The organism is Microbacterium sp. (assembly GCF_036823965.1).
Classification (GTDB): domain Bacteria; phylum Actinomycetota; class Actinomycetes; order Actinomycetales; family Microbacteriaceae; genus Microbacterium.
Genome location: NZ_DAITBE010000005.1, coordinates 115,394 through 140,077, shown reverse-complemented (window position 1 = coordinate 140,077; position 24,684 = coordinate 115,394). Strand labels below are relative to the sequence as shown.

At 66.7% G+C, this 24,684-nt stretch carries 30 protein-coding genes; 17 read left to right on the top strand and 13 right to left on the bottom strand.

Going from position 1 to position 24,684, the window contains the following annotated elements:
* The first annotated feature begins 162 nt into the window (after nucleotides 1–162).
* The 4 genes from rpsF to rplI all read left to right on the top strand — a co-directional run bounded on the left by rpsF (nucleotide 163) and on the right by rplI (nucleotide 1,853).
* Nucleotides 163–531, top strand: coding sequence for a 30S ribosomal protein S6 (gene rpsF, locus V7Z82_RS10505; protein WP_028501153.1), 369 nt, complete (start codon nucleotides 163–165; stop codon nucleotides 529–531).
* Nucleotides 532–536: 5 nt separating this feature from the next.
* Entirely contained in the window at nucleotides 537–1,055 is a 519-nt protein-coding gene (locus V7Z82_RS10500) for a single-stranded DNA-binding protein (protein WP_334151165.1), read from the top strand.
* Nucleotides 1,056–1,134: 79 nt separating this feature from the next.
* On the top strand, nucleotides 1,135–1,389 hold the full coding sequence (rpsR, locus tag V7Z82_RS10495) for a 30S ribosomal protein S18 (protein WP_141873525.1): 255 nt from the start codon (nucleotides 1,135–1,137) through the stop codon (nucleotides 1,387–1,389).
* Nucleotides 1,390–1,400: 11 nt separating this feature from the next.
* Nucleotides 1,401–1,853: a 50S ribosomal protein L9 gene (rplI, locus tag V7Z82_RS10490; protein WP_045278472.1), complete on the top strand. Its 453-nt coding sequence runs from the start codon at nucleotides 1,401–1,403 to the stop codon at nucleotides 1,851–1,853.
* Nucleotides 1,854–2,178: 325 nt separating this feature from the next.
* On the opposite strand, the gene V7Z82_RS10485 is transcribed toward rplI, so the two are convergent.
* Nucleotides 2,179–3,504 (bottom strand): hypothetical protein, encoded by a 1,326-nt coding sequence (locus V7Z82_RS10485; RefSeq protein WP_334151159.1) that lies wholly within the window; start codon nucleotides 3,502–3,504, stop codon nucleotides 2,179–2,181.
* A 105-nt stretch (nucleotides 3,505–3,609) separates the two neighbouring features.
* Nucleotides 3,610–4,599 (bottom strand): hypothetical protein, encoded by a 990-nt coding sequence (locus tag V7Z82_RS10480; RefSeq protein WP_334151157.1) that lies wholly within the window; start codon nucleotides 4,597–4,599, stop codon nucleotides 3,610–3,612.
* Between the two features lie 525 nt (nucleotides 4,600–5,124).
* Between V7Z82_RS10480 and dnaB the strand changes: the two genes are divergently transcribed.
* Together dnaB and V7Z82_RS10470 are read left to right on the top strand one after the other, a co-directional pair.
* Nucleotides 5,125–6,498 carry a replicative DNA helicase gene (gene dnaB, locus V7Z82_RS10475; RefSeq protein ID WP_045278470.1) on the top strand — a complete coding sequence of 458 codons (1,374 nt, stop codon included), beginning with the start codon at nucleotides 5,125–5,127 and terminating at the stop codon, nucleotides 6,496–6,498.
* Nucleotides 6,499–6,619: 121 nt separating this feature from the next.
* Nucleotides 6,620–6,904 (top strand): hypothetical protein, encoded by a 285-nt coding sequence (locus V7Z82_RS10470; RefSeq protein ID WP_334151152.1) that lies wholly within the window; start codon nucleotides 6,620–6,622, stop codon nucleotides 6,902–6,904.
* Nucleotides 6,905–7,038: 134 nt separating this feature from the next.
* On the opposite strand, the gene V7Z82_RS10465 is transcribed toward V7Z82_RS10470, so the two are convergent.
* Nucleotides 7,039–7,257: a hypothetical protein gene (locus V7Z82_RS10465; RefSeq protein ID WP_334151148.1), complete on the bottom strand. Its 219-nt coding sequence runs from the start codon at nucleotides 7,255–7,257 to the stop codon at nucleotides 7,039–7,041.
* Between the two features lie 354 nt (nucleotides 7,258–7,611).
* On the opposite strand from V7Z82_RS10465, the gene V7Z82_RS10460 reads away from it, so the two are divergent.
* The 7 genes from V7Z82_RS10460 (at nucleotide 7,612) to V7Z82_RS10430 (ending at nucleotide 14,772) form a co-directional block, all read left to right on the top strand.
* Entirely contained in the window at nucleotides 7,612–9,243 is a 1,632-nt protein-coding gene (locus V7Z82_RS10460; protein WP_334151145.1) for a hypothetical protein, read from the top strand.
* Nucleotides 9,244–10,519: 1,276 nt separating this feature from the next.
* A complete protein-coding gene (locus tag V7Z82_RS10455; protein WP_334151142.1) occupies nucleotides 10,520–10,858 on the top strand; it encodes an antitoxin Xre/MbcA/ParS toxin-binding domain-containing protein in 339 nt (112 codons plus the stop codon).
* Nucleotides 10,858–11,430, top strand: coding sequence for an RES domain-containing protein (locus V7Z82_RS10450; RefSeq protein ID WP_334151140.1), 573 nt, complete (start codon nucleotides 10,858–10,860; stop codon nucleotides 11,428–11,430). The genes V7Z82_RS10455 and V7Z82_RS10450 overlap by 1 nt, the downstream gene beginning before the upstream one ends.
* Nucleotides 11,431–11,455: 25 nt before the next feature.
* Entirely contained in the window at nucleotides 11,456–12,166 is a 711-nt protein-coding gene (locus tag V7Z82_RS10445) for a potassium channel family protein (RefSeq protein WP_334151137.1), read from the top strand.
* Nucleotides 12,167–13,081: 915 nt separating this feature from the next.
* Nucleotides 13,082–13,300 (top strand): hypothetical protein, encoded by a 219-nt coding sequence (locus tag V7Z82_RS10440; protein WP_334151134.1) that lies wholly within the window; start codon nucleotides 13,082–13,084, stop codon nucleotides 13,298–13,300.
* Nucleotides 13,301–13,638: 338 nt separating this feature from the next.
* Nucleotides 13,639–13,845: a hypothetical protein gene (locus V7Z82_RS10435; protein WP_334151132.1), complete on the top strand. Its 207-nt coding sequence runs from the start codon at nucleotides 13,639–13,641 to the stop codon at nucleotides 13,843–13,845.
* A 27-nt stretch (nucleotides 13,846–13,872) separates the two neighbouring features.
* Entirely contained in the window at nucleotides 13,873–14,772 is a 900-nt protein-coding gene (locus V7Z82_RS10430; RefSeq protein WP_334151129.1) for an oxidoreductase, read from the top strand.
* Between the two features lie 40 nt (nucleotides 14,773–14,812).
* On the opposite strand, the gene V7Z82_RS10425 is transcribed toward V7Z82_RS10430, so the two are convergent.
* Genes V7Z82_RS10425 through V7Z82_RS10415 form a run of 3 tightly spaced genes read right to left on the bottom strand, consistent with a single transcriptional unit; the run spans nucleotide 14,813 to nucleotide 16,563 of the window.
* The gene (locus V7Z82_RS10425) at nucleotides 14,813–15,517 is read right to left on the bottom strand and encodes a spermidine synthase (RefSeq protein ID WP_334151127.1); all 705 of its coding nucleotides are present in this window, start codon (nucleotides 15,515–15,517) and stop codon (nucleotides 14,813–14,815) included.
* Nucleotides 15,518–15,548: 31 nt separating this feature from the next.
* Nucleotides 15,549–16,106: a putative immunity protein gene (locus V7Z82_RS10420; RefSeq protein WP_334151124.1), complete on the bottom strand. Its 558-nt coding sequence runs from the start codon at nucleotides 16,104–16,106 to the stop codon at nucleotides 15,549–15,551.
* Nucleotide 16,107: 1 nt separating this feature from the next.
* Entirely contained in the window at nucleotides 16,108–16,563 is a 456-nt protein-coding gene (locus tag V7Z82_RS10415; RefSeq protein ID WP_334151122.1) for a DUF6194 family protein, read from the bottom strand.
* 84 nt (nucleotides 16,564–16,647) lie between these two features.
* Between V7Z82_RS10415 and V7Z82_RS10410 the strand changes: the two genes are divergently transcribed.
* Nucleotides 16,648–17,355 (top strand): MerR family transcriptional regulator, encoded by a 708-nt coding sequence (locus V7Z82_RS10410; protein ID WP_334151120.1) that lies wholly within the window; start codon nucleotides 16,648–16,650, stop codon nucleotides 17,353–17,355.
* 9 nt (nucleotides 17,356–17,364) lie between these two features.
* Here the strand turns inward: V7Z82_RS10410 and V7Z82_RS10405 are convergent, their stop codons facing one another.
* On the bottom strand, nucleotides 17,365–18,090 hold the full coding sequence (locus V7Z82_RS10405) for a GOLPH3/VPS74 family protein (RefSeq protein ID WP_334151117.1): 726 nt from the start codon (nucleotides 18,088–18,090) through the stop codon (nucleotides 17,365–17,367).
* A complete protein-coding gene (locus V7Z82_RS10400) occupies nucleotides 18,080–18,841 on the bottom strand; it encodes a helix-turn-helix domain-containing protein (protein WP_334151115.1) in 762 nt (253 codons plus the stop codon). Before V7Z82_RS10400 ends, V7Z82_RS10405 begins: the two co-directional genes overlap by 11 nt.
* Nucleotides 18,842–19,015: 174 nt before the next feature.
* Here V7Z82_RS10400 and V7Z82_RS10395 point away from each other — a divergent pair, with 174 nt between their 5' ends.
* Entirely contained in the window at nucleotides 19,016–19,639 is a 624-nt protein-coding gene (locus V7Z82_RS10395) for a small multidrug efflux protein (RefSeq protein WP_334151112.1), read from the top strand.
* Nucleotides 19,640–19,730: 91 nt separating this feature from the next.
* Nucleotides 19,731–20,228 carry a hypothetical protein gene (locus tag V7Z82_RS10390; RefSeq protein WP_334151109.1) on the top strand — a complete coding sequence of 166 codons (498 nt, stop codon included), beginning with the start codon at nucleotides 19,731–19,733 and terminating at the stop codon, nucleotides 20,226–20,228.
* Nucleotides 20,229–20,265: 37 nt separating this feature from the next.
* Here the strand turns inward: V7Z82_RS10390 and V7Z82_RS10385 are convergent, their stop codons facing one another.
* Nucleotides 20,266–20,493: an RNA-binding S4 domain-containing protein gene (locus V7Z82_RS10385; protein WP_334151107.1), complete on the bottom strand. Its 228-nt coding sequence runs from the start codon at nucleotides 20,491–20,493 to the stop codon at nucleotides 20,266–20,268.
* Nucleotides 20,490–20,969, bottom strand: a complete 480-nt coding sequence (locus V7Z82_RS10380; RefSeq protein WP_334151104.1) for a MarR family winged helix-turn-helix transcriptional regulator — start codon at nucleotides 20,967–20,969, stop codon at nucleotides 20,490–20,492. The genes V7Z82_RS10385 and V7Z82_RS10380 overlap by 4 nt, the downstream gene beginning before the upstream one ends.
* 83 nt (nucleotides 20,970–21,052) lie before the next feature.
* Here V7Z82_RS10380 and V7Z82_RS10375 point away from each other — a divergent pair, with 83 nt between their 5' ends.
* Nucleotides 21,053–21,673: an NAD(P)H-dependent oxidoreductase gene (locus V7Z82_RS10375; protein ID WP_334151099.1), complete on the top strand. Its 621-nt coding sequence runs from the start codon at nucleotides 21,053–21,055 to the stop codon at nucleotides 21,671–21,673.
* Between the two features lie 53 nt (nucleotides 21,674–21,726).
* Here V7Z82_RS10375 and V7Z82_RS10370 read toward each other — a convergent pair whose 3' ends face one another.
* From V7Z82_RS10370 to V7Z82_RS10360, 3 genes are all read right to left on the bottom strand, one after another.
* Nucleotides 21,727–22,533, bottom strand: coding sequence for a hypothetical protein (locus V7Z82_RS10370; protein ID WP_334151096.1), 807 nt, complete (start codon nucleotides 22,531–22,533; stop codon nucleotides 21,727–21,729).
* Between the two features lie 67 nt (nucleotides 22,534–22,600).
* Entirely contained in the window at nucleotides 22,601–23,923 is a 1,323-nt protein-coding gene (locus V7Z82_RS10365; protein WP_334151093.1) for a sensor histidine kinase, read from the bottom strand.
* A complete protein-coding gene (locus V7Z82_RS10360) occupies nucleotides 23,916–24,593 on the bottom strand; it encodes a response regulator transcription factor (protein WP_334151091.1) in 678 nt (225 codons plus the stop codon). Before V7Z82_RS10360 ends, V7Z82_RS10365 begins: the two co-directional genes overlap by 8 nt.
* Nucleotides 24,594–24,684 lie beyond the last annotated feature (91 nt).

The following is a 24,684-nucleotide window of genomic DNA, read 5'->3' as shown; positions in this document are numbered from 1 at the left end:
CGCCGTCCGCCCGCTCACCGTTCGCGAGGCGACCGGAACTCCGCTAGACTGACAAGGTTGTCTGCCCTGAGCCCCTGTGCTCATCACAGGGCGACACGTTCACACACCCTCCTGTTTCCGCGAGATACGCGGGAACCGTTCTAGTCCGAAGGAGGTGGGTAAGTGACGCACCAGTACGAACTCATGGTCATTCTGACCCCCGAGATCGACGAGCGCCAGGTCGCACCTACGCTCGACAAGTTCCTGAAGGTCATCACCAACGATGGTGGCTCGATTGACAAGGTCGACATCTGGGGTAAGCGCCGTCTGGCTTACGAGATCCAGAAGAAGAACGAGGGCATCTACGCCGTCGTCAACTTCACCGCAACCAGCGAGGCCACGCAGGAGCTCGACCGTCAGCTGAAGCTGAACGAGCAGATCATGCGCACCAAGGTCCTCCGCTCGGAAGAGGCTCAGGCAATGGCCGCATTCGAAGCCAAGCGCTCCGAAGAGAAGGCTGCCCGCAAGGCCGCCAAGGCTGCGAAGGCCTAAGCGCCATGGCCGGCGAAACCGTCATCACCGTTGTGGGAAACCTCACGGCCGACCCCGAGCTGCGCTACACGCAGAACGGGCTGCCGGTGGCGAACTTCACCATCGCATCGACGCCTCGGAACTTCGACCGTGCCGCGAACGAGTGGAAGGACGGCGACGCGCTGTTCCTCCGCGCGTCCGTCTGGCGCGAGTTCGCCGAGCACGTGGCCGGTTCGCTGACGAAGGGCATGCGCGTCATCGCGCAGGGCCGTCTGCGTCAGCGCTCCTACCAGGACCGCGAGGGCAACCAGCGCACCGCGATCGAGCTGGAGGTCGACGAGATCGGCCCCTCGCTCCGGTACGCGACCGCGCAGGTCACCCGTGCGGCGTCGACCGGCGGTGCCGGTGGTGCTGGCGGTGCCGGTGGTGGACAGTCCCGTCCCGCGCAGCAGGTGTCGGAGGAGCCGTGGTCAACCCCCGGCTCGTCGACCAGCGCGGATGCCTGGAGCACTCCGGGCAGCTTCGGCGACGACACCCCCTTCTAAACTCATCTCCGCGGTCTGAGCCCTGGCCCCCCTGGGTCCCTGAGCTTGTCGAAGGGCCGCTTTCATTTAAGGAACAACAATGGCTGGAAAGTCGAGCGGCGACCGCCGCAAGCCGCGGAAGGGCGCGAAGAACGCCGCTCCCGCGAAGTCCATCCGGGTCGGCCTCATCGATTACAAGGATGTCGCCACCCTCCGCAAGTTCGTCTCGGAGCGCGGCAAGATCCGTGCCCGTCGTATCACCGGTGTCTCGGTGCAGGAGCAGCGTCTGATCGCCACGGCGATCAAGAACGCACGCGAAATGGCGCTCCTGCCCTACGCTGGCGCCGGCCGGTAAGGGGTATCGAGATGGCAAAGCTGATTCTCACGAACGAGGTCGCCGGGCTGGGTAGTGCCGGTGACGTGGTCGAGGTCAAGAACGGGTACGCCCGCAACTTCCTCATCCCCCAGGGTTTCGCTACGGCGTGGACCCGCGGTGGCGAAAAGCAGGTCGCATCGATCCAGGCCGCGCGTCAGGCACGCGCGATCCACGACCGTGACGACGCTGTCGCACTGAAGGACGCGATCGAGGGCACCAAGGTGCGTCTTGCCGTCAAGGCAGGCGCCGCTGGTCGTCTCTTCGGTTCGGTCAAGACCGATCACGTCGCGGATGCAGTCGCAGCCGCCGGCCTCGGCTCGATCGACAAGCGCAAGGTGCACATCACGTCGCCGATCAAGTCGACGGGTGACCACGAGGCCACCGTTCGTCTGCACGACGACGTGACCGCAGTCATCACGCTGCAGGTCGTCGCCGCCAAGTAATTCCCTTCGGACGCCTCCCTGCGCGTGTCGCAGGGAACTGACGAAGTCCGAACGCCCTCTGTCCTTCGGGACAGGGGGCGTTCTGCGTGTGCGGCGTACGCGCTGCATGGAGAAGTTCGGGACGTAGGGAGAAACGGACCGATGCTCCCGGCATCCGACACTGCTCCATGCAGGATGCACCGGATCCGGGCGCGACGGATGCCCCGTGGTGCACCACCACAGGGCATCCGCGATAGGCGGCGACGTCAGTCGATGACGGATGCCGCCGCTCCGGCGGGCGCGAGGTCTCCTCCCCCGAGGACTCCAGCGCCGGCCGGGATCGTGGCTACGCCGTCACGCGACGGCGCAGCAGGCCGGCTCCGATCATGAGCAGCAGTGCAGCTGCCGCGATCAGGGGGAACGCGGGCGCTCCACCCGTGATCGCCAGCCCCTGCTGTGCCGCTCCTGCGACTGCCGCGCCACTGGAGGTGACGCCCGAGACCGACTGGGTCCCGGTACTCGGGACCGTGCCGGGATCAGTTCCCGGGTCGGTTCCCGGGTCCGCTCCCGGGTCCGTGCCGGGGTCGGTTCCGGGATCCGTGCCGGGGTCGGTTCCGGGATCCGTGCCGGGGTTGGTCCCCGGCGTGGTCACCGTGCTGTCGCCCACGATCGAGACGGCGTTTCCGCCGAGCGTGATCGGGAGCGTGATCGGTGCGATCAGCTGGGTACCGCCGAGGATGCCGTCGTCACCCGAGGTGCCTGCCTGGGGAGCAGGTGCTGGTGCGGCGGGCGTGGTTCCCCCGGTCCCGGCCCCGGTGATGGTGCTGTCGCCGAGTGCGGAGATCGCGTTGCCGGTCACCGAGATCGGTGCGGTGACGGGTGCGACGGCCTGGGTGCCGCCGAGCACTGCGTCGTCACCCGAGGTTCCTGCCTGGGGGGCAGGAGCGGATGCCGTCGGTGCGGTGCCGGTGTTCCCCGTGATGGTGCTGTCACCGAGGGCGGAGATCGCGTTGCCGCCCACCGTGACCGGTGCCGTCACCGGCGCGACGACCTGGGTGCCGCTGCCGATGCTGTCGTCGCCCGAGGTTCCTGCCTGGGGAGCAGGTGCCGGTGCGGCTGGCGTGGTTCCCCCGGTCCCGGTGGCGGTGCTGTCGCCGAGGAGCGAGATCCCGTTGCCCGACACGGTGACGGGTACATCCACCGCCAGCAGTGCCTGGGTGCCCGAGAGCAGCCCGTCGACGCCGTTGGTGGTCACCGACGGCGCGGCCGGTGCCGGTGCCGGTGCGGGGGCCGGAGCGTTGCTCGAGGTGTCTCCCAGCACGCTCACCGCGTTGTCCGCCACCGTGATCGGCACGCTGACGGTCACCACGGCTTGCGACCCGGAGGCGACGCCATCGGATCCGCCGGTCTCCGCGGCAGGCGCCACCGGCGCTGGTGCGGGAGCCGGTGCTGGTGCGGGAGCTGGCGCGGGGGCTGCCGACGTGTCGCCGAGCAGCGAGATCGCGTTGCCCACGATCGAGACCGGGGCGGTGACCTCCGCCACCGTCTGGGTGCCCGAGAGCAGCCCGTCATCTCCTGATGTCTCGGCCGCATTCGCGGCCGTCGCGCCGAGCAGGGTGACCCCGCCGGCGATGAGCGTGCCCCAGAGGGCCCGCTTGATGAAAGTACGCATGATTCCTTCTCCTGACTGAATGGGGTTGTCTGAATGGGGTGCGCACGCCTGGGGAGAGCGCGCAGCACTGCATCTGTCGTCCGCGGAGGACGACCGGACAACCCGTCAGTCGGGAGAGACGTCGGTGTCGGCGACCGGCGATGACGGAACGTCGTCGTCAGTTGCACCGACCGTGCGCCCCCACGAGGGGAGCGAAGGAGCAACGACCTCGCCGAGACGCGAGGAGGCAGCTCCTGAGCCTCCGCCGGAAGAGGCGGAGGACGTCGGAGCGAGCGGGACCGCCGGCGGCCCATCGGATGGTGCGTCGGAAGTCGCCGGATCGCGGTCGGATGCGCTCAGGGCAGAGCTCTCCTCGACGATCGGCGGAGCCGCATGACCGGCGGAATGCGTCGCAGCGCGCGATTCGCTGCGCGTCGATGCGAGGACGGCGGCGGTGAAGCCGGCCGATGCAGCAGTCGATGAGACGGGTGCGATCGTGGGGGGCGCCGTCACGACGCCTGGCGTGCCGGGATCGAGCGCATCGACGATCGGGGTGACGGTCTCGTCGGTGACGGTCCCCACCACGGCCACGGTGTCATCGACGACGCCGACGACGGTGCCGACCAGATCGATCACGCCGAGATCGTCGAGCAGGTCGCCGACGACGGGCACGTCTGTCACGGCATCCACCACCGGTGTCGTGATCTCCGCGACCGGGGCGTCGATGAGCGCATCGGTCACCGGAGCTGTGACTGCTTCGAGGGTCTGCGCGGTCGCCGCGACGACAGGAGCGGTGACGGGGCCGACCACGGGTGCCTGCGTCACGGCCTCGACGACGGGCGTCGTCACCGCGGGGACGATCTGCTGCACCGGAGCGACGACGGTCTGGACGACCGGAGCAACCACGTGGGTCACGACGGGGGCGAGCGGTTCGGTCGCGGTGGAGACCGTGCTGCCGACCAGTGATGTGAGCGGGTCGAGCAGACCGTCATCCGTTTCGTCCGCGTGCGCGGAGCCGCCGCCGGTGACGACCGTGAAAGCGGCCCAGGCGATCACACCCAGGGCGCCCCAGAGGACGCCGGCAGGAACGCCGCGTCGGGTAGCCCGAACGTCCACGTCCACCTCCCCCTCCGAAGGCCAACGTCCGTCGATCCACAGTGAATCGATGCCGGTGACAATACTCGCGGGACCACTGTCTGTCTAGGGGGTGTGTGCGCGGGATCTCCGTGTGACATCGCGTGACGCGCCCGACAAAATCCGAGCTTGACTTTCCCCAAGTTCTACACATCCCCACGTCGAGTGGAGCAACCTTCAATGCAGGATTGAAGTTGTTTCCCATCCACAGGCTGGGGAAACACGAAAGTCCAGGTCAAGCGAGCAAAGAAACTTTGTTCGCCGAGTCATCCACGGAGTTATCCACACCTGTTCTGCACAGACACTCCCAGTTTCTCCGCACACTCTCCACAAGGTTATCCACAGGCCATGTTGCATGTGGAAAGCCGCCCTCGTACCGTGGTCGAGCGACCGAATGTCGGGGGCATCTGGTTCGCTGTGTTCGGGGCAGTCGGGTGCCTGACGCCGACACCGCACCGCCCTCTCGGCGGAGCATCACAGCCTCGGAGTCGCATCGAAGGGAGCAGTGTGTCGATCGCAGACATCTCAGACGAGCGCCTCGGCGGAAAGCGCGGTCCGGAGCGCACGCCGCCGCACGACCTGCTCGCCGAACAGAGCGCTCTCGGTGGCATGCTGCTGTCGAAGGACGCCGTCGCCGATGTGATCGAGACGCTCAAGGGCGCCGACTTCTACATCCCCAAGCACGAGCTCATCTTCGAGGCCGTGCTCTCGCTCTACTCGCACGGTGAGCCGACCGACGTCGTCGCCGTCACCGACGAACTGATCAAGACCGGCGAGCTGGGCAGGGCCGGCGGTGCCGACTATCTGCACACGCTCACCTCGATCGTCCCGACGGCCGCGAACGCCGGTTACTACGCGGGCATCGTCTCCGAGCGCGCGATCCTCCGACGCCTCGTCGACGCCGGCACCCGGATCGTGCAGCTCGGCTACGCGGGCGAGGGCGATGCGACCGACATCGTCAACAACGCCCAGGCCGAGATCTACTCGATCACCGGATCAGAGACCGCTGAGGACTACGTTCCGCTGCAGATCGCCGTCGATGCCGCGCTCGAGGAGATCGAGGCTGCGAGCGGACGCGACGGATCGATGACCGGTGTGCCGACGGGCTTCAAGGAGCTCGACGAGCTCACGAACGGCCTTCACGGTGGGCAGATGATCGTCGTCGCCGCTCGACCCGCCATGGGCAAGTCGACGCTCGCGCTCGACTTCGCGCGCTCGGCATCCATCGGCCACAACATCCCCTCCGTCTTCTTCTCCCTCGAGATGGGCAAGAGCGAGATCGCGATGCGTCTGCTCAGCGCCGAGGGCCAGATCCCGCTGCAGAACATGCGCAAGGGAAACCTCGACCCTCGCGACTGGACCACCGTCGCCGCGACCCGTGGCCGCATCAACGATGCACCGCTCTACATCGACGACAGCCCCAACATGACGCTCGTCGAGATCCGGGCGAAGTGCCGTCGACTCAAGCAGCGCGAGGGTCTCCGCATGGTCATCATCGACTATCTGCAGCTGATGACCTCGGGCAAGCGCGTCGAGTCGCGTCAGCAGGAGGTCTCGGAGTTCTCACGAAGCCTGAAGCTCATCGCGAAGGAGCTGCAGGTTCCGGTCATCGCCCTGTCGCAACTGAACCGTGGTCCTGAGCAGCGCACCGACAAGAAGCCCGCGATCAGCGACCTGCGTGAGTCCGGCTCGATCGAGCAGGATGCCGACATGGTCATCCTGCTGCACCGTGACTCGGTCTACGACAAGGACGTGCGTCCTGGCGAGGCCGACCTGATCGTCGCCAAGCACCGTAACGGTCCGACCGCGACGATCACCGTCGCGTTCCAGGGACACTACTCGCGCTTCATGGACATGGCCCCCGGCGGCGACTTCAACTGAGTTGTAGGTTCCGCGTGAACTTGGCAATTCCGCGGCTAGTTGGCATGCACCTGGCACTACTACCAAGTGCAGGAGGAGCCAGGCGAGCCGGGAATTTCGGAGCCTCTCGTAGTCTGAAACGATGAAGGCTGAATCAATGCCGGCTGATCAGACGAACTGCGAGACCTGGCCGGGCCCACTGCGCATCCTTGCGCTGGATGGCGGTGGTGCCAAGGCGCTATTCACCACGCACGTACTCGCCCGGCTGCAAGAGGATCTGGGACTCAGCCTTGTCGACTCGTTCGATCTGATCGCGGGGGTTGAGGTTGCTGAAGTACACCCCATACAAGGTCGACCAGTTCATGGGAGCCAGGAGCGAGTAGTCGTCGATTGCGCCGTGTCGGCGCTGCACGTGTTGGCGCTGTAACTCCGAGAGCGGGAGCGGATAGTTCCCGATGTTGTGCAAGTCGCCGTGCAGCAGACTGCAGCGCAGTTCGGGGGTAGCAACGGAAAGTAGCGCTCACCAAAGGCCACGGCGTAGTTCGGGGAGGTGTCACCCCACTAGTCGTAGAGGAGCACGATTTGTTGACCGCGGTCGGTCGGCTGGAGTGCTGACTTCAGACCCTGGTACTGGACCCCGCGCTGCGACAGCAGCTCCCGGACGCGTGCCGCTTCGGTTTGCATAAGACGCTGGAACACCGCCGGGTCGTGCCCTGCCTGGGCGAACAACCACGGCAGCAGATTCGACTCACGCGCATCAAGCGAATGGAATCCCAGCACATGGCTACTCTACGATCTGGATGATAGATCGCTCCGGGCGGGAGGCATCCGCCGTACCGCGAAGACGACAAACGAGTAGCGTGAATCAACACTGAACCCGAGCTCGATGCGGGTTTCAGAATGGGGATGGTCGCGGCAGTGCCGCGGGCTGGATGACTCAGGCACGATGTGTGTATGCCCTCTGGTGATTCCTTCCGTCGACCGCGACCTGATCCTGCAGCGCCGTTGGTCGCTATTCCTGCGCCGCCCGACATCGACATCGCCCCGCCTCATGCCGGGCCACAGGTTCGCGCCGACCTCAATGCGTTCGACGAAGCCTTCGTACGGTGCTACCCCAGCGCGCAACGGGCGGCGATGGATCTCCTGCTGGGCTCGCTCCCGCGTGTGAACGACGGGGAAATAGTCGAGGGTGAGGCCGCTTTTGACTACATGATCGAGCTGCGCGGGAAGATGGTCGATGCGGCAACGGAGGTGGCAACCTACTATGACTCCGAGACTTGGCTTGTGCTGATTCGGCGCCTGAGCCCGCGGGCCCTGAGCTATTCCGAGTCGGGGACTATGGACTACGAGGGCGACTCGACTGAGCGAGTCGCGGAGAACCTTGTCGGGACCGCGCGCGGGGAGCGTCTGGATGTGGAATCAGCGCAGGTGCCAACGACGGTGTCTATGCGGCTTGCGAAGCTCTTCGCACTCGCGGGCATGGTCGACAGCCTCGAAGGCGCCGTTCGCAGCGCCACAAAGGGCGTTAAGTATCGAGTTCGGCGCCGCCGGCGCCCCCGGCCCGTCGATAGCGACGAGCTTCGTGACGCCCTTCGTGAGTTCGACCTGCGCAGTACATGGCGCACTGCTGACGGCGCGGCCCGCCTCCAGGAGATCACCCCTGACTGCTTCGAGGGTGACCCGCCGATGCTTGTCGCCTACCGATTCGTCGACGGACTCGGTATCGACCAGACCTGGGAAGGCCCGTTCAGGGACGCGCAACCGGTAGAGGAGACTGTCCGGTTCACTATCCGTGCCTTCACGACCGGAGACGAAACGTACACGGTGCTCGGTCGACATGGGGTGCTCGCGTCGTTTGCGAACCCTAGCGCGACGGCATCACTCATCGTCTTCGGCAACGCTCTGCTTCGTCACGTCCTAGATTCCGACGACGCGGCGGGCGCGACACTCTCGCGACTGGGCCTCCTCTGGATCGAAACCGAGGTACTGACAACCCAGATCAACGACACGCTTCACCATGAGGCCACAGCCGCTTGGCTCGCGGACAGTGGGCAAGAAGCGCTCTCTGCTTCTGATGTGCTGGCAAACGTCCGCGCTCTTTACACTCATGGCCGTCGAAGTTTTCCGGGACCGATCATGCAGGACCGCGGACACCGAACTCTCGTCGACGCCTGGGCATATGCATGGCATGTCACGGACGGCCTGAAGCTCTCGCCCCACACTGGCGGAGCGATAGCAAACCTCTCCGCCGAAGAGTTCGAGGTCGCAACCCAGAACATCATCGACGAGAGCGTCCTCGCCCCACCGATTGAATTGCGTGAGCTCCGAGGCAAGACTCTCCGCCTCAACGGTCAACCCGTGACCGACATCGACGCGATCCTCATCGCAGACATGACAAAGCTGTTCCTCATCTCATGCAAGAAGTTCGTCATCGGAGTGGACTACCGGGCTGGCGACTATCGCGCAGCAAGAAACCGCGAGCAGAGACTCAGCGCCGCACTCGATGAGTGGAGGGATCGCATCGCCACATTCCGGAACGCGCCAATCGGCGACAACTACGACTTCAGTGGCTATGAAGTGGAGGGGTTCATCCTGCTACCGGAGCTCGTCGTCACTCGCAGAAGCGATGCACGCGAGACACTACACTTCGGCGGCGACGGTCTCTTCTTCACCAAGGTCGAGAGCTTCGGCCAACTCGTTGCCACGTTGGAGATGGCGAGCTGGCCACCAGAACCGCCGGGGCTGCGGGCGCTCCACCGCTCGTAGGAATCCGCCATCCTTTGCGGATTCATGGTGGCGAGACAGCTGCCAACTACCGTGGAATTCAGGCAATCTCCGCCAACTGAACCGGAAACCTACACTGAGTGCAGGATCCGCGGCAAGTTGTCTAGGTCCGCGCGAACATGACAGGCAGTTGGCAGAACTGACATGTTGCGCGTACGCGGTCGAGTCGGCGACAAGAATGTGCCCTATCGGCCAACATCTCATCGGAGCGGCGACGCGATCGCCGGATGTCAGAAGTCCGAGATATGCAACCGATCTGATTTCGTCGTGACTTGCGAAAAGTATGGTGCGGCGGGGCTCAATGATCGTTCACGTCCGGTGAGGCACCATTATTTGGAGCGAGCACGAACGTGGGGATAGCTGGGTGTACCGCGGCCGGAGTGACCGTTAAGCTGCACCGGCCACCACGGCTGGTGACCGGCTGGAAGGGCGTCCTTATTCGCCGACTTGGTGGTGGCTTCGTCCACCGTAAGATCCTCTATGCCGTTCTCGGCGAACATGTCTGTGGATGCCCCGACTCGATCAGGCCGTTCAAGGCGTCCTGAATAGCTGCCGCAAGCTCGTCGCTCCCCTCGCGAACGCCGATCTCGTAGTTCAGCGTGGTGGCGAGATCTTGAGGACCGCGGCGCATCGGCCGCCCACACCCTCAGCGACCTTGTACTGCAACTGAGGGGGCCGATGGCGATGGCATCGGTCTGGCCGCTGGTGGTCGCAGGGAAGGCGGCGTCCTGATCGGCGAAGGAACGAATGTCGATCGGATCGTCACAGAGCTCGTCGGAGATCGGCTACAGCGCCCCCCGTGTGCAGCACCGGCATGGTCGCCGATGGCCCTGCCGCACATGCCGGCAGGCTCGTGGTCCTCGGCTTCGTGCGCCCAGACGGGTAGCTTTTGCCGTAGGTGGCGTAGTTAACGAAGGTCATCTGCTTGCGACGCTCGGGCTTATCCGCGCCGAGGCACCGCAATTTTCATTCGACTCTGCTCTCCCAGTATTTTTGTTGGGCGTACACTGTTGGAATGGCGAAGCGTAGTTCTCGAGCAGGGCGTCCTCTCCGTAGCAGCGCTCTCGGCAAGGCGAGTCGGAGTGGAGCGTCGGCAGCAGCGCAGGCGCTCTCTAAGGCTGGCCGGAGCGGCAGCTGGTCGCTCAAGGAACCCGCAGGCACGGGCCGCATCGTCCAACGATCGGATGCGTTGGTTCAAAGTGATAACACTGACGATCGAGTGCTATTCACTGCGATGGCTCGACTCGCTGATCCAGTGGTGGATCTTGAGATCGCCAACCGAGCCAACGTTGTGGCGAAGGTGCTCGGGAGCCGCGCGAAGCTCGCGAATATCTTAAAAGTCTCTACGTCCCAGCCGACCAGGTGGATTAAGGGGCAGGAGTCTCCGAACTCGGAGAATACGCGAGCGATCGTGGATCTTGAGCACGTAGTTATTCGGGCCCGACTTCTCTGGGGTGATGACGAAGTCGTGAATGCCTGGCTCACGGGTCGCAACGGCTTCCTCGACGGTGCGCGCCCGATTGATGTGATCGCCACTCAGGGCTCGGGTCCGGCGATCGACGCGCTCGACCAGGCCACCGCTGGCGCATTTGCCTGATGCTCGTCTACCGGGTGTTTTTCTACAGCCCGACCGCGAAGCCTGGACAGTCCGGGCACCCCGACTACCTGCACAAGCCGCAGGGTCGAGGTCGATGGGATAACGCCGACCTCTACGATTCCTGGTATCTGGCGAGATCACCCGAGGGCGCCATCGGGGAGACCTTCGGGGATCTCGACCGCTGGACTCCAACCATGTTCTCGACAGGCATGGTGGGTTTGCAGCGCGCCTTAGCGACGTTCTCCGTGCCCGACGACCTGGCTGTGTTCAACTTCGACGATCCCACCAATCTGCAGCGCATCAGCATGCGTCCCAGCGAGGTCGTCATTCGCAACCGCCCTGCGCTGCAGCGTCGCGCTGCTGCTCTCTTTGACGAGACTAATCTCGACGGGTCGCGAACCTGGCAAGCCCTGCAGTGGTGGTCATATCACCATCCTCTGTGGACGAACCTCATGTTGTGGTCGACCGCGGCCTCCCCAGCCCCTCTTACGCTCAAGGACATCACTGCTCTCACCGTCGCGACTCCCGCTGTCGTAGACGCTGCAGAGGTGCTTCGGCGCCCCCTGAAGTAGTCCTGAACGCCGCTACGATGAGCGGATGTTTAGGGAGAAGCTCGCCCGTTGGTCGGAGCGCATGGAGTGGCCGCTCACGGCCGCAGCGCTTTTGTTCCTCGCCGCGTACGCGACCCAGATCATTGCTAAACCGACCGGTGCCGTCGACGCGATCGCTGAGACGGTGATCTGGGTCACCTGGGCCGTGTTCCTCGTCGATTACCTAGTTCGATTCACGATCACCGAGCATCGCTGGCGATGGTTCTACCGGCATCTGCTAGACCTGGCGATCGTCGCTCTGCCGATGCTTCGCCCTCTCCGGCTTATGCGGTTCCTCACCGTGATCGCTTTGGTGCAGCGAGGGGCGGGGAGCATCCTCCGTGGCAGGGTGGTCGTCTACACCGTTGGAGCGGCGCTGCTCGTTCTGCTGATCTCAGCTCTCGCTGTCCTGGATGCCGAGCAGAGGCAGGGAACGATTGACACGTTTGGAGAAGCGCTCTGGTGGGCGTTCGTCACCATGACGACTGTCGGTTACGGCGACTTCTACCCGGTGACGTTCATGGGGCGCTGTGTCGCTGCGGGGCTCATGGTCGGAGGCATCGCGCTGATCGGCGCTGTGACCGCGACTCTCGCATCATGGATCGTCGAGAAGGTCGCCGATCAGACAATCAAGACCGAGCATGCGACGGTGAACCAGGTTGAGCAGCTGCGCTCCGAGCTCGCTGAAGTAAAGGCGTTGCTGATGCGCAACGACTAGTCGGCTTACGCCTCGATCTGGCGATCGAAGAATGGGGCCATGCCGGAGACAGTGGAGGCAACGACACCGTGCTCGGGTGCGTAGATCAAACCCTTGGAGATAAGTCCATTTCTCCAAGAGCGCCTACTCAAAGGTGGGGTCAGCCCAGCCCGCTACTCCCCAGAGGTCACGGGGGGAGGTCGATGATGCGACGACACTCTGCCGGAGTGTGATTCTCGTTAGTCCGTCAACGGACACATCGATGGGCATCGGTTGCCCGAACGGGAGGTCGTGCGACGCAAGTGTGGTCCCGGACGTCGTATCGAGAACTTCGAAGCGTACGACCAAGGTGGTGTTCGCAGAGTCATCGGGCTGTCCGGCGATCGCCGTGAAGTGCGTCGCGCCGGCAGGAACGAGGTAGTCGCGATAGCCCGAAGCTGTCGCGTATCCCATGGGGCAGGTAAGTCCTGATGTGTAGACGACGCCATCCAGCGGACCGATTTCGTCGACCCAGGAGTAGCCTGATCGCCCGTCCCCGTTGCATCTCTCATACGCTACCGCTGTATCGAGGGTGAGCGGGACTGGGGTGAAGACCTGCATCCTGGTCGGCTCCGGCTCGGGCTCCGGTTTCTGCGACGGGGGAGCGGCTGCTTCGCTCGGCGCAGTAGTGGCGATTCCCGAGGGGTCACTACCCGGACCGGACGGACGCCCCCCGCTGCCGCCGGAAATGAATGACCCAACAACTAGGACGACGACGCCCGCAACAACTGCAGCGGGCAGCCAGATCCATGACTTTCGCCATTCTGTTTGAGCGTCGCTACCCATGTCACCCCCAGGATCAATGTAGACCGATTCATAGGCATCCTACGAGCAAGCAAACACTGCCGAATCGAGAAGCTACGGTCACGTCTCCTTGATTTTCTCCAGTATCTGGAAGTGCTGGAGGTCGAAATTCGCGACGATCCGGAGGAAGCGGTCTCGCTCGGGGTCGCTACCGAGCCGGACCCAGCCATTGATGAACCCGAACCAGATGAGTTCTCGCTTTTGCCCAGCGCTCGCCTCTTCCGCGGCCCGGAGCGCGTGAAGAACAGCTGCATTGAATTCTTCTGTGCGAGCCGCGTCGCGCCAGACTTGAGCGCTGACCGCGTCCTGTAGTTTGTTCCTCAGGCGCCACAGCGTTTGCAGTGCCCGAGCGTGTTCCTCGGAGCGAGGCGCGATCTCATGTGGCGGCGTACTTGACGTAGGCACTACCATCGGCCCGCGTGCAGCTTGGGGCAACGCCTCGTCTTAGTCCGTGCTACCCATACAAGCTAGCGGCGGCGTGGGATGTAGGATTTCGCCACCTCGCGTGGAATCTGGCGCTCAAGATCGATGCCAAATAGCGCGGAAATAGCAGGATCTTCGCCATCTGGCTCCGCAACCTACACTGAGTGCAGGATCCCCGGCCGCGTCGTAGAGTGAGGAATCGGGCAGCTGCGGGAGTGGAGGGCTCGATGACCGACCTGAATCCCACGCCGAACAAGAAGCTGGTCATCGCGGGCGTGGAAGGCCTCGGAAGTGCTGTCGCCGGCGCTGTGGCCATCGTCTTGGGCCTCGTGCTTCACGCCGTGCCGTTGATCTGGATCGGCGTCGGCCTCATGGTTGCCGGCGGAGTGCTCGCGCTGGCCACCGCGAGACGACGTTCCCGCCGCGACCGATGACCGGGAGCCATGCCCTAGCGTGGTGACGTGCGCAGCCCATCCCACGAGATGACCGTCGCGGTCGTCGGCCCTGGCGCCATCGGCACCGTGGTTGCAGCAGCTCTGCGCGAGCGCGGCCTCGCACCGAGCCTTCACGGTCGCACCGCCCGAGCGCACCTCGAGCTGATCGTGGACGACGAACGCATCGACGTGCCCGGTCCGGTGCTCATAGACGCAGAGCGGGTGCAGGGCCCGGTCGACCTCGTGTTCCTCGCCGTGAAGGCGACGCAGATCGAGGATGCCGCGCCGTGGCTGGCTGCACTGTGCGACGCGGAGACAATCGTGTGCGTTCTCCAGAACGGCGTCGAGCAGGTGCGGAGCGTGAAACCACTCGTTCGCGGAGCTCAGGTGCTGCCTGCCGTGGTCTGGTTCCCTGCCCAGAAGCAGCCGGATGGCGCGGTCTGGCTGCGTGGGCAGGCTCGACTGACGGTGCCGGACGACGATGCAGGGCGCCGGGTGGCGGCTGCGCTCCGCGGATCCCGATGCTCGGTCGAACCCTCCGCGGAGTTCGCCTCTCTGGCGTGGCGCAAGCTGATGCAGAACGCGGTGGCCGGACTCATGGCTCTCACCGGACGCCGCTCAGGCATGTTCCGACGCTCCGACATCGCCGGGCTGTCCCTCGCCTATCTTCGAGAGTGCCTCGCCGTCGCCCGTGCTGAGGGAGCACTCCTCGATGACGGTGTCCCCGATGAGATCCTCTTGAAGTTCCAGACATCCCCGGAAGACCTCGGAACCTCGATCCTCGCGGACCGGGAAGCCGGTCAGCCCCTCGAATGGGACATCCGAAACGGCGTGATCTCTCGACTCGGCCGAGCGCACGACATACCGACGCCGATCAGCGATGTGGTGGTCGCGCTCCTCGCGGCGGGGAGCGACGGCCCGGGCTGAGGTGATCGTGAGCGCGGGGAGATCCCACTGCGCCCAGCGCTCAGCGGCGGATGCCGACGTAGACCGTGTTCGACGAGATGCCGCCGGTGAGGCGGTTGTCGAAGTCGACGACGTGCGCTCGGCAGTCGTCGAAGACCGTGGCGAGGGTCGTCATGAACTCCTCGTCGGGTGGATCGTCGGACCACAGGGCGAAGACCCCGCGATCGGCGAGGTGCCGAGCGAGCGCGGTGAGACCGGCCTCCGTGTACAGGTCGGCGTGCGTCGGGTCGAGAGTGTGGCGCGGTGAGTGATCCACATCCAGCAGGATCGCGTCATGACGGCGAGCCGCGGCATCCGGGGCCTGTCGCACCACCGCGAAGAAGTCGTCGTTGGTCAGCGTGGTCCGCGCATCGCCGACCAGCTTCGTCGACACCGGCAGCAGCTCGCGCTCATGCCATCCGATGACCGCTGGGAGCGCGTCGATCACTTCGAGGCGGGCCACGCGGTCGTCGTCGAGAGCGGTCACCGCCGTGTAGCCGAGACCGAGTCCTCCCACGAGCACGCTGAGCCGATCACCGGTGGCGGCGGCGAGCCCGAGCGTGGCGAGTTCCTCCTCCGCGACCGTGAAGAGGCTCGACATCAGATACTCGTCCTTGAGCTTCACCTCGTAGATCATCTCGTCGGTGACGGGATCCGCCCTGCGACGCAGGATGAGCTCGCCCATCCGCGTCTCCTGCCAGTCGAGCTCTTCGAACCGCGCGATCATTCCGGTACCTCTCGTCGACAGCCCTCCCACCTTACGCACTCGGCGGGCGCCCGGCTTCTGCGAGTCCTGCCTGGAGCGCGCGGATGTTGGCCGCCAGGCCGCCGGTGCTGAGCAGTCCTGCTCCCAGCGGGCCGGCGGAGTCCGCTCCGAGCAGCGGCAGTCGACGCAGCGCATCCGCGGCATCGACCGACAGCCGGTCGAGCTGCCACCCGATCTCCGCGCCGACCGCACCGGCGGCGTCCTCCGGCGCAGCCAGGCCGGCGGCCCTGGCCGCGTACGCGGCAGCTCCCAGGGCATGTGCTCCCATGTGCGCGACGCCGGCGGCCTGCGCTGCGGCCCTGGCAGCTGCCACGGCGGCGGGCGTCGAGACGTCGCTCGCCGCTCGCCCGGCGACGAAGCGACGGCTGATCTCGCCGGCGGCATCCAACTCGCCACGCGCGAAGGCGCGGGCGCGGGCGATCGCGTCGCGGGGTCGAGCATCAGCCGGGGACTCCTGCTCGAACACCCCGAGCACCCGCTCGGCGCAGTCCGCCGCCCACGCGGCCACGATGCGACGATCGGCCAGGCTCAAGGACTGCGGTGAGCCCACGTCATCCCCTGCCGGTCTCACCGGAGCGACGAGCCGACCGCGCGCGGGCGGCGTCGTGCGCATCGCGCAGCAGCGACACGAGCAACTCCGACGTCTCGACTTCGGGATTCACCACGGAGACCCATCCGGCCACGCCGTAGAGCGGATGCGGCGCGAAGGCGTCGGATGCCGAGGGGTCGGCGTCGTCCGCCGCGAGCGCAGCCGCGCGCGCTCGACCGACGTGCACGTTCACCCGGAAGCGACCAGGCTCGTCGAGCCGAGACGCCGCATCATCGGGAGAGTCCTTCGTGGTGATGGTCGCGTAGGGCTGGGTGCGCTCCGGCATCACGCCGTCGGGCGCGAAGTACAGGAACACATCTCCCCACACCAGCGCAGGCAGTCCGCTCGATTCGTCCGGGGCCACGACCAGCACGCCATCGAACGCACGGACGGCTGCAACGATCTCCGTTATCTCCATTCCTCAATCGTCACCTTCATGTGCTTATGTGGACTTCAGCACGAAAAAAGGGGCATGAGCATCCGAAACCCTCAAGTACGAGATATGACGACCGCTCTCATCGGGCGGGCTGCCGGCTACTCCACCCAGCAGGTCCGTGATCTCGAGCGCCTCGGCGTCATCCCCGAGGCGGTCCGTGGGGCCAACGGATACCGGCGCTACACCGGGCGCCATGTGATCGCGCTCCGCGCGTATCGCGCACTCGCGGCCGCCGTCGGCCCTGTCTCCGCGCGGCACATCATGCCCGAGTTGATCGCCGCACCGCTCGACATCGCCGCCGAGCGGATCGACGATCTCCACGCGGACATCGCGCGCGCCCGCGCCCGTGTTCGAGAGGCGCTCCTCGGGCTCGATGCCGTGCTCGCAGACACGACCGTCGTCTTCGATGACCGCGACGTGATGAGCATCGACGTCATGAGCATCGGCGAGCTGGCCGACGCGCTCGGTGTTCGCACGTCAGCGCTGCGTCACTGGGAGCTCGTGGGCTTGGTCGCGCCCGGTCGCGCGACCGGCGCCTCGGCGCGTCGCTACGGCGTCCGCGCGGTCACCGAGGCGCGCGTGGTCGCCGCACTCAGGGGCGGCGGCTATCCGATCCCGACGATCGCCCGCGTGCTCGACCAGCTCCGCAGCGAGGGCGGGGCAGGCGAGGCGCGATCCCTGCTCGCCGAGCGGCTGAACGACCTCAGCCGCAGGAGCGTCGCCCTGCTCGAGGCGTCGGGAGCACTGCATGCGCTGCTGAGCGACCCGGGCTGAGCACCTGCCTCACGTCCGGGGCAGCACCGTCGCCGCGATGACCGCGTTCGCGATGATCGCATTCATCGTGCGGGCCACAGCACTGGACGCCGCCGATGCGCCCCAGTCGCCGCGTTCGATCGTCTTGCTGCGCGCGTAGACGTCGCCGCTCCACGGGATCTCGCTGTGGAACTGGGGGAGCGTGCCGCTCGCGGAGAGTAGCGCGATGCACGCGGCGGTGCGGGCGTCGGGGGTCTCGCCGTCGACGAGGGCTGATCGCACGCGTGCGATCAGCCCCGCGCGGCGATCGCTCGCCAGGGCCAGCTTGGTCGATGGGAAGATCCCGAACGTCCTGCTCTCATGGCGTGAGAGGTCGCCGCGCTCGACGAGCCGGTCGAGCACCGGACCTCGCAGCGCGGGGCCGATCGCGGCGAGGACGGTCTGCACATCGCGAGGCTTCTGCGAGACGAACGCCCACGCGGCGTCGAGCAGCGCATCCGGCAGAGGACCCTCGCCGGTCGCGTGCACGCTGACCGACAGCCGGCGCTGCTCCGCTTCGGCCCGCCCCGCGAGGGCGAGGTCGCCGAGCAGCGCGCCGCCGAGTACGGAGAACAGGATGTTCTCACCGGCGATCGTTCCCGAATCGGGCTGGAAGAGCAGCAACAGGGTGTCCTCGACCAGCAGCGGTTCGGGTGAGATCCGCTCGCCGTCGGGGCGCTGGGGCTCCGCATCCGGCTGCGGGATGTCATTCGCCATCAGGTTCTCCTTCGTTGTTCGCGGTGGCGGCCAGCTGCTCGGTGGCCAGCACACTGGCACGGCCGAGCACGTTCAGCTGCGCCTCGTTGTAGAGCTCGGTGAACGTCTCGAGGAATGTCTCCTGGGTCACCCGCTGACCCTTCGACAGATGTTCGGCGGGCTGCATCAGCCAGGGGAAGTCGGAGAGATGCTGAGCGAGCTGCGGGGCCATGGCCGCGGCGAGGCGCTGGCGGGTAGGCTCGTCGGCGTCAGCGGGGAGCTCGTCGAACTCGGTACTCGTGTCGTCCGGCTCGCCCTGCGCCATCTGCCTGAGGTCGGACATCGCCGACTCGTCGTAGAGCTGCTCGTAGATGAGCATGAGCGACCGGTCGGAGCCGGACATGCCGGCCGCGACGCCCTCGAATCCGGCCGGGACGTCGGTCGCCGTCGCCCCCTCCAGGATCGCGTGGATCTCGGCCCGCGCCCGCTGCAGTCGTTCGATGCTGGCAGCCAGGTCGGCGTCGATCGCCAGCAGGGCCTGGGCGGCGTTCGCACCGTTCGCGACACCGACCGCCTCGATCTGCGCGAGAGGCACACCGAGGTCGCGGAGTCGGCGGATCTGCAGCAGGCGCACGAGATGCCGCGCGCGGTACTGCTTGTAGCCGTTCGACATCCGCTCCGGTTCCTCGAGCAGCCCGGAGCGGTGATAGTGCCGCACCGTGTTCACGGTCGTGCCGGCGAGATCCGCCAACTCACGTGTGCTCCATGCCATCGTCCGTCAGCTCCTCTCGTCATGTCTGCATCCATTCAAGACCCTGTTCCCGGAACAGGGTCAAGGGGCGGTGCCCACCATGCTCCGCCGCTTGACCCTGTGGTGAGCACACGGTCTTGACTGCCTGTGTCGCCCCGATCCCGGCGCGGCATCCGCTGTCGAAAGAGAAGGATCATGGACAACCCGTATCCCTGGCTGCAGGACTTCATCAATCAGGTGCCAGACATCCTGCAACCGCTCATGGTCGCCGTGGTGGCGGCGATCCCGTACATCGAGGGGGAGGGGGCCGCTGCCTTCGGCATCCTCGCGGGCATCAATCCGATCGTCGCCGCGGTCGCCGCGGCGACCGGCAACATCCTCTGCGTGATCGCGGTGGTCGCCCTCGGCTCACGCATCCGTGGCGGCGTCGTCGCTCGGCGGAGGGCCGTGGCTGAGACGCGCGCGGATATCGTCGCGCCGGTGCCGGCAGTCCTCCCCGTCGGCTCCGCCCGGGCGGACGCCGGTGCGACGACCGTGGCGACCGATGAGTCCCGCGCGAACGATCCGGGTGCGGATGCGGATGAATCCCGCGGCTCGAAAGGTCGGGCGAGACTCGGCCGCTGGCTGGTGAAGTTCGGAGTGCCGGGCGCCAGCATCCTCGCGCCGATCGCCCTGCCGACGATGCTGACGGCCGCGTTCTTCGTGGCCTCCGGCGTACGCAAGGAATGGGTCATCCTCTGGCAGGTCGTCGCGATCGTGCTGTGGACGGGTGCCGTCGCGGCCGTCGCGGCCGGGGTGCTCGCGCTGCTCGGCTGGTGACCGATCATGCGGGTCAGGAGGAACTGGATCGGCGTTCCCCTGCCCGGTCGACCTACACTCGAGGAACACGTTGGGTCGTTCCGGGGGGAAGATGCGCGAATCCGAAGACACGCACGGCGTCACCCGACGCGGCGTCCTGCAGCATGCCGCATGGGCTGCGCCGGTGATCGCCGTCGGCATCGGGATCCCGGCCGCCGCAGCCTCGCAGCAGGACGGGGGCGTGCTGTTCCTCACTGGGAACGCCTTCGCGAATGCCGGGATCTACCTGTCCGGCACCAACTACAACGGCGCGACGTCGACGATCTCCTACCCGATCAACTCGCTGAGGATCACGATCTTCCTGCCCGAGATCGACGGCATCGAGGATACGCTCCTGAACGCCTCGGCCAACTGGACTGCATTCCGAGAACGCAACGTCGTCACGCTGATGAACAGGAACGAGCTGGCGGCCGGCGCGGAGTCAGGCGATATCGGGAACGTGGAGATCACCGGGCCGTTCGTGCCGGGGAGTCAGTACACGATCACGGTGGTGCCGAACGCCGTCGGGGTCACCCTCGTCGGGAATCTGCAGTTCTCCGGCACGTTCTGATCGAGCCCGACGCTCGCGGATACCGGGCGAGTCGTCGTCAGGGGCGGACGCGGACCGTTCGGCCCTCGAAGGTGACGAGATCACCGTCGTGCAGCTGGCGTCCGCGGCGGCGATCGATCTCGTCATTGACGGTCACGTAGCCGTCGATCACGACCTCTTTGGCGTCTCCGCCTGAGTCGAGCAGCCCGGAGAACTTCAGGAACTGGCCGAGGCGGATCATGTCTCCGCCGATGGAGATGTCGTCGATCGGATCGGAGTTGGTCATTCCTGAATGCTAACCGGCTCTGAGGCGGATGCCGCCGGCGACTCCAGTGTCTCGACGAAGCGCATCAGGGACTGGATCGTCGCTGCCGTCTGCCGCGGGTGCTCGTTCGCGTGACGGGCGAGTTCGGATGCCGCGAGGGCGGCGTCGCCGGTATCGACCACCGCCCGACCGGCGTCGGTGAGGGTGACCGCGCGTTCACGACGCGATGTCGGCGAGGGAGAGGTCGCGGCGTAGCCGGCCTGCCGAGCGCTCTCGAGCAGCTTGCTGACGGTGCCCTTCGTGAGACCGAGGCGGTCGGCGATCGCCTGCTGCGTCACCGGTGCCGTGTTGGCGTGGAGCACGCTGAGCACCATGAACAGGCCGAGCGAGATGCCGGTCTCCTTCATGACGATGGCCTCCGCGCGGCGTTCGGTCATCGTCGCGGCCTTGCGAAGCATGAACCAGAACTGCTCGGGGAGTGGCGCATCGGGGATCATGTGGAAAGTCTAGCGACAAACAGTTTGACACTCAACGGTCTTGAGGATGATAGTTGAGTATCAAACTATGAAAGGAGGGTGGCGTGCGAGTACTCATCGTCTTCGATCACCCGTACACCCGGGCCGCTTCCGAGAACGTGCCCCACAACCGCAGCTTCGCCGCCGCGTCCGCGGCATCCGTCGAGCTCGGGCTGGCAAGGGCGGGCCACGAGGTCGACCTGATCGATCTGCATGCCGACGGGTTCGACCCGGTCATGAGCGCGGCGGATCTCGCTGCATGGCGGATGAAGTCGGTGCTCGACCCCCAGGTGCTCGACTACCAGCGCCGGCTGTTCGCGGCCGATCATGTCGTGTTCCTCTTCCCGGTCTGGTGGGAGGCGATGCCGGCGATGACCAAGGGGTTCTTCGACCGCGTGCTGACGAAGGGCATCGTGTACGAGGAGCCTCGACCGATGCGGCCGTTCGTGAACAAGCTCACCCGGCTGCGCGGAGTCACCGTCGTGTCGGTGATGAGCACACCGCCGCTGATCTACCGATGGTGGTTCGGGAACCCGCTGACGAAGATCGCGTTCCGGGGGACCTTCCGCAAGATCGGTGTCGGCAACCTGCGCTGGGTGAACATCAGCGGTGTCGCCGATCAGCCGATGCAGCGGCGGGAGCGGACGCTGCACGCGATCGAGGAGCGGTTCGCCGCCCTGCGCTGAACCGAGCGCAGCGGCGGCCCACCCCGATCGAGGTGGACCGCCGCAGAGCCGGGTCAGTCGTCGATGTCGGTGCCGACGACCGCGAAGTCCGCGCCGAAGTCGATGTCGATCGAGCGGTTGTCGCTCGTGAGCACCGAGGCGTCGTACGGGCTGACGTCGTCGCCGTCCACATCGAGATCGGTGATCATGCCGTCGGCCTCCGCGAGCGCGGCGTCGACGAGCGAACGGATCGCCTCGTCGTCGAGCGTGAGCGTCGGACCGGTGTCGTCGCCGTCGGCCGGGTCGGTCGAGATGACGGTGGTCGCGAGCTCGGCGTCGACACGGATCTCGGTCTCATCGCCGTTCGCAGCCGTCAGCTGCACCTCCCAGGTGCCGTCGCGCTTCGCATCGATCGAGGTGATCTCGCCGTCGGCAGCCCCGCGTGCGGCATCCGCGATCTCGAGGATGTCGTCGGCGGATGCTGCGCCGATGCCGGTCACCGGACCGCCGCCGTTCGAGGGCGCGACCTGGTCGTCGCCCCGTCCCTCGTCGCGCTGGCCGCCGCGGTCATCGGCGTCGTCGAGGCGCTGGCCGTCCGACACGGAGGGCCGGTCATCGTCATCGCCGAACTCGTCGCCGATCGCTGCACCGACGGCGATGCCGCCACCGGCGAGGAGCACGGCTGCGGCGATCCCGCCGCCGATGAGGAGGGCGCGCCTGCGGCCGGGCTTCGCCGGCGCGGTCTGCGGTGCCGCTGCGGCATCCGGTGCCGGAGCGGGGGCTGCGGCCGGTGCCGGAGCGACGGGCACGGTCGGGGCATCGGGGGAGTGGCCGTCGACGGGAGCGGGGGTCTGGTCGGGGGTGGGTGTCTTGTCGTCCATGTGACGATCGTCCCCCGACACCGCTGAAGCCATCCTGAAGCGTCCTGAAGCCGTCTTCAGGAACGGGTCAGGATGCCGCGAGCGGCAGCGTCACGACGAATCGCGCACCGCCCCACCGCGAGGCGTCGATCACGACCGTGCCACCGCTGGCCGCTGCGATCCCGCGGACGATCGCCAGGCCGAGTCCGCTCCCGCCGGCGTCGCGACTGCGCGCCTCGTCGAGTCGCACGAAGCGCTCGAAGACGCGTTCTCGCTCCTCTGGCGGAACGCCGGCGCCGTCGTCCTCGACGGTGACGAACACGAATCCGTCGGTCGGGGTCACACCGATCGCGATGCGACCCGCACTGTGCCGTGCCGCGTTGTCGGCGAGGTTCCGCAGGAGCTGGCCGAGCAGGCGCGGATCGCCGTCGACGCGAGCCGCCTGGATACCGCTGCCGTCGACGTCGAGGCCCGCAGCGCGGAGCCGGCGCACCTCCCCGAGCACGACATCGTCGAGGTCGATCGACTCGTCGCGCGTGCCGACGCCCTCGTCGAGCCGCGCGAGCAGCAGCAGCGACTCCATGATCCCCTGCAGGCGCAGCCCCTCCTCCGACACGACCTCGGCGAGCTCGCCGATGCTCGTCGCGCCGGGATGGGCCTGTGCGAGCTCGGCGTGCTGCCTGATCGTCGCGAGCGGGGAACGCAGCTCGTGCGAGGCATCCGAGACGAATCGTCGCTGGGCGGTGGCTGCGGCGTCGAGCCGATCGAGCATGCCGTTCATGGTGGTCGCGAGGGCTGCGATCTCGTCGGCGGAATCGGGCACGGCGACGCGTCGATCGAGGTGCTCCGCGGTGATGCCCTCGACCTCGCCGCGGATGCGTGTGACCGGTCGCAGCGCGCGGCCGGTCACGAGCCAGGTCGTCGCGGCGACCAGCAGGAGGAGCAGGGGCACTGCCACCGCGAGGAGGAGTGCGACGGTCGACAGCGTCTCGGCGTCGTTCTCGGCGGAGACGGCGAGCACGATCGTCCGGTCGTCGTCGAGGTCGTCCGAGAGCACGAGCATCGGCTCCTCGTCGATGGTCATCGTCTGCGGGTCGTCCGAGATGGGGAGCGGGGTCGAGCCCAACGCCTCTCGTGCGTCCTCACTCGCTGCGCGTACCGACCCGTCGTCGCCGATCACCTGCACGAACTCGTCGTCGAGCGAGTCGATGTCGCGTCCGCCCGGCCCCTGGAGGCGCTCGCCGAGCTCCTCGAGCCGCTGCTCCGCCGCGCGTTCCGTGCTGCCGTGCACGCTCGCGCTCAGCACGCCGTAGAACGAGATCGCGCCGATCAGCAGGGCGACCGCGACCACGACCGTGGCGCCGAGGGTCGTCCGTGCGCGGACGGAGCGCCAGCCGCGACCGCTAGCCACCGTCGGCCGCCAGCCGGTATCCGGCGCCGCGGATCGTCTCGATCGCCTCGCGGCCGAATGGCTTGTCGAGCTTGCGGCGGAGGTGGCCGACGTAGACCTCGACGATGTTCGGGTCGCCGTCGAAGTCGTCGTCCCACACGCCATCGATCAGCGCGCGCTTCGAGATCACCTGTCCGCGGTGCCGCATGAGGTGCTCGAGCACTGAGAACTCCCTCGCCGTCAACGTCACAGGAGCGTCTCCCCGCCAGACGCGGTGAGCAGCGGGATCGAGCCGCAGGTCGCCTGCCTCGAGCACGACCGGTCGGGCGACGGCGCCCCGCCTGATCAGCGCTCGGATGCGGGCGACGAGGATCGCGAACGAGAAGGGCTTCGTGACGTAGTCGTCGGCGCCGGTCTCGAGCGCCTCCACCTGGTCCCACTCGCCGTCCTTGGCCGTGAGCATGAGCACCGGCGTCCAGTTCTCCTCGGCGCGCAGCGCCTCGCAGACCTTCCATCCGCTCATGCCGGGCATCATCAGGTCGAGCACGATCACGTCGTACCGCGTCTCGCGAGCCCGCCAGAGCCCGTCGGTCCCGTTGTGCGCCACATCGACGGCGAAGCCTTCGGCCTCGAGCCCTCGGCGCACGCCGTCGGCGAGGCGCACCTCGTCGTCAACCACCAGGATCCGCATTCCTCCAGTGTGGCGGCGCCACGCTGAATCAGGGCTGAAGCGCGCTCGACGACGGCCTATCGCTCCGACATCGCCCGGAGTACCGTCGGGG

Bases quoted from the DNA above. Each gene is read 5' to 3' on its own strand.
- V7Z82_RS10425 (WP_334151127.1), bottom strand. From the start codon at position 15,517: ATGATCGCGCGGTTCGAAGAGCTCGACTGGCAGGAGACGCGGATGGGC.
- V7Z82_RS10400 (WP_334151115.1), bottom strand. From the start codon at position 18,841: ATGGCATGGAGCACACGTGAGTTGGCGGATCTCGCCGGCACGACCGTG.
- V7Z82_RS10500 (WP_334151165.1), top strand. From the start codon at position 537: ATGGCCGGCGAAACCGTCATCACCGTTGTGGGAAACCTCACGGCCGAC.
- V7Z82_RS10385 (WP_334151107.1), bottom strand. From the start codon at position 20,493: ATGACCAACTCCGATCCGATCGACGACATCTCCATCGGCGGAGACATG.
- V7Z82_RS10415 (WP_334151122.1), bottom strand. From the start codon at position 16,563: ATGGAGATAACGGAGATCGTTGCAGCCGTCCGTGCGTTCGATGGCGTG.
- V7Z82_RS10380 (WP_334151104.1), bottom strand. From the start codon at position 20,969: ATGATCCCCGATGCGCCACTCCCCGAGCAGTTCTGGTTCATGCTTCGC.
- V7Z82_RS10360 (WP_334151091.1), bottom strand. From the start codon at position 24,593: ATGCGGATCCTGGTGGTTGACGACGAGGTGCGCCTCGCCGACGGCGTG.
- V7Z82_RS10395 (WP_334151112.1), top strand. From the start codon at position 19,016: ATGGACAACCCGTATCCCTGGCTGCAGGACTTCATCAATCAGGTGCCA.
- V7Z82_RS10390 (WP_334151109.1), top strand. From the start codon at position 19,731: ATGCGCGAATCCGAAGACACGCACGGCGTCACCCGACGCGGCGTCCTG.
- V7Z82_RS10370 (WP_334151096.1), bottom strand. From the start codon at position 22,533: ATGGACGACAAGACACCCACCCCCGACCAGACCCCCGCTCCCGTCGAC.
- V7Z82_RS10435 (WP_334151132.1), top strand. From the start codon at position 13,639: ATGACCGACCTGAATCCCACGCCGAACAAGAAGCTGGTCATCGCGGGC.
- V7Z82_RS10410 (WP_334151120.1), top strand. From the start codon at position 16,648: ATGACGACCGCTCTCATCGGGCGGGCTGCCGGCTACTCCACCCAGCAG.
- rpsR (WP_141873525.1), top strand. From the start codon at position 1,135: ATGGCTGGAAAGTCGAGCGGCGACCGCCGCAAGCCGCGGAAGGGCGCG.
- V7Z82_RS10460 (WP_334151145.1), top strand. From the start codon at position 7,612: ATGGATCTCCTGCTGGGCTCGCTCCCGCGTGTGAACGACGGGGAAATA.
- V7Z82_RS10405 (WP_334151117.1), bottom strand. From the start codon at position 18,090: ATGGCGAATGACATCCCGCAGCCGGATGCGGAGCCCCAGCGCCCCGAC.
- V7Z82_RS10450 (WP_334151140.1), top strand. From the start codon at position 10,858: ATGCTCGTCTACCGGGTGTTTTTCTACAGCCCGACCGCGAAGCCTGGA.
- V7Z82_RS10445 (WP_334151137.1), top strand. From the start codon at position 11,456: ATGTTTAGGGAGAAGCTCGCCCGTTGGTCGGAGCGCATGGAGTGGCCG.
- V7Z82_RS10485 (WP_334151159.1), bottom strand. From the start codon at position 3,504: ATGCGTACTTTCATCAAGCGGGCCCTCTGGGGCACGCTCATCGCCGGC.
- rplI (WP_045278472.1), top strand. From the start codon at position 1,401: ATGGCAAAGCTGATTCTCACGAACGAGGTCGCCGGGCTGGGTAGTGCC.
- V7Z82_RS10470 (WP_334151152.1), top strand. From the start codon at position 6,620: ATGAAGGCTGAATCAATGCCGGCTGATCAGACGAACTGCGAGACCTGG.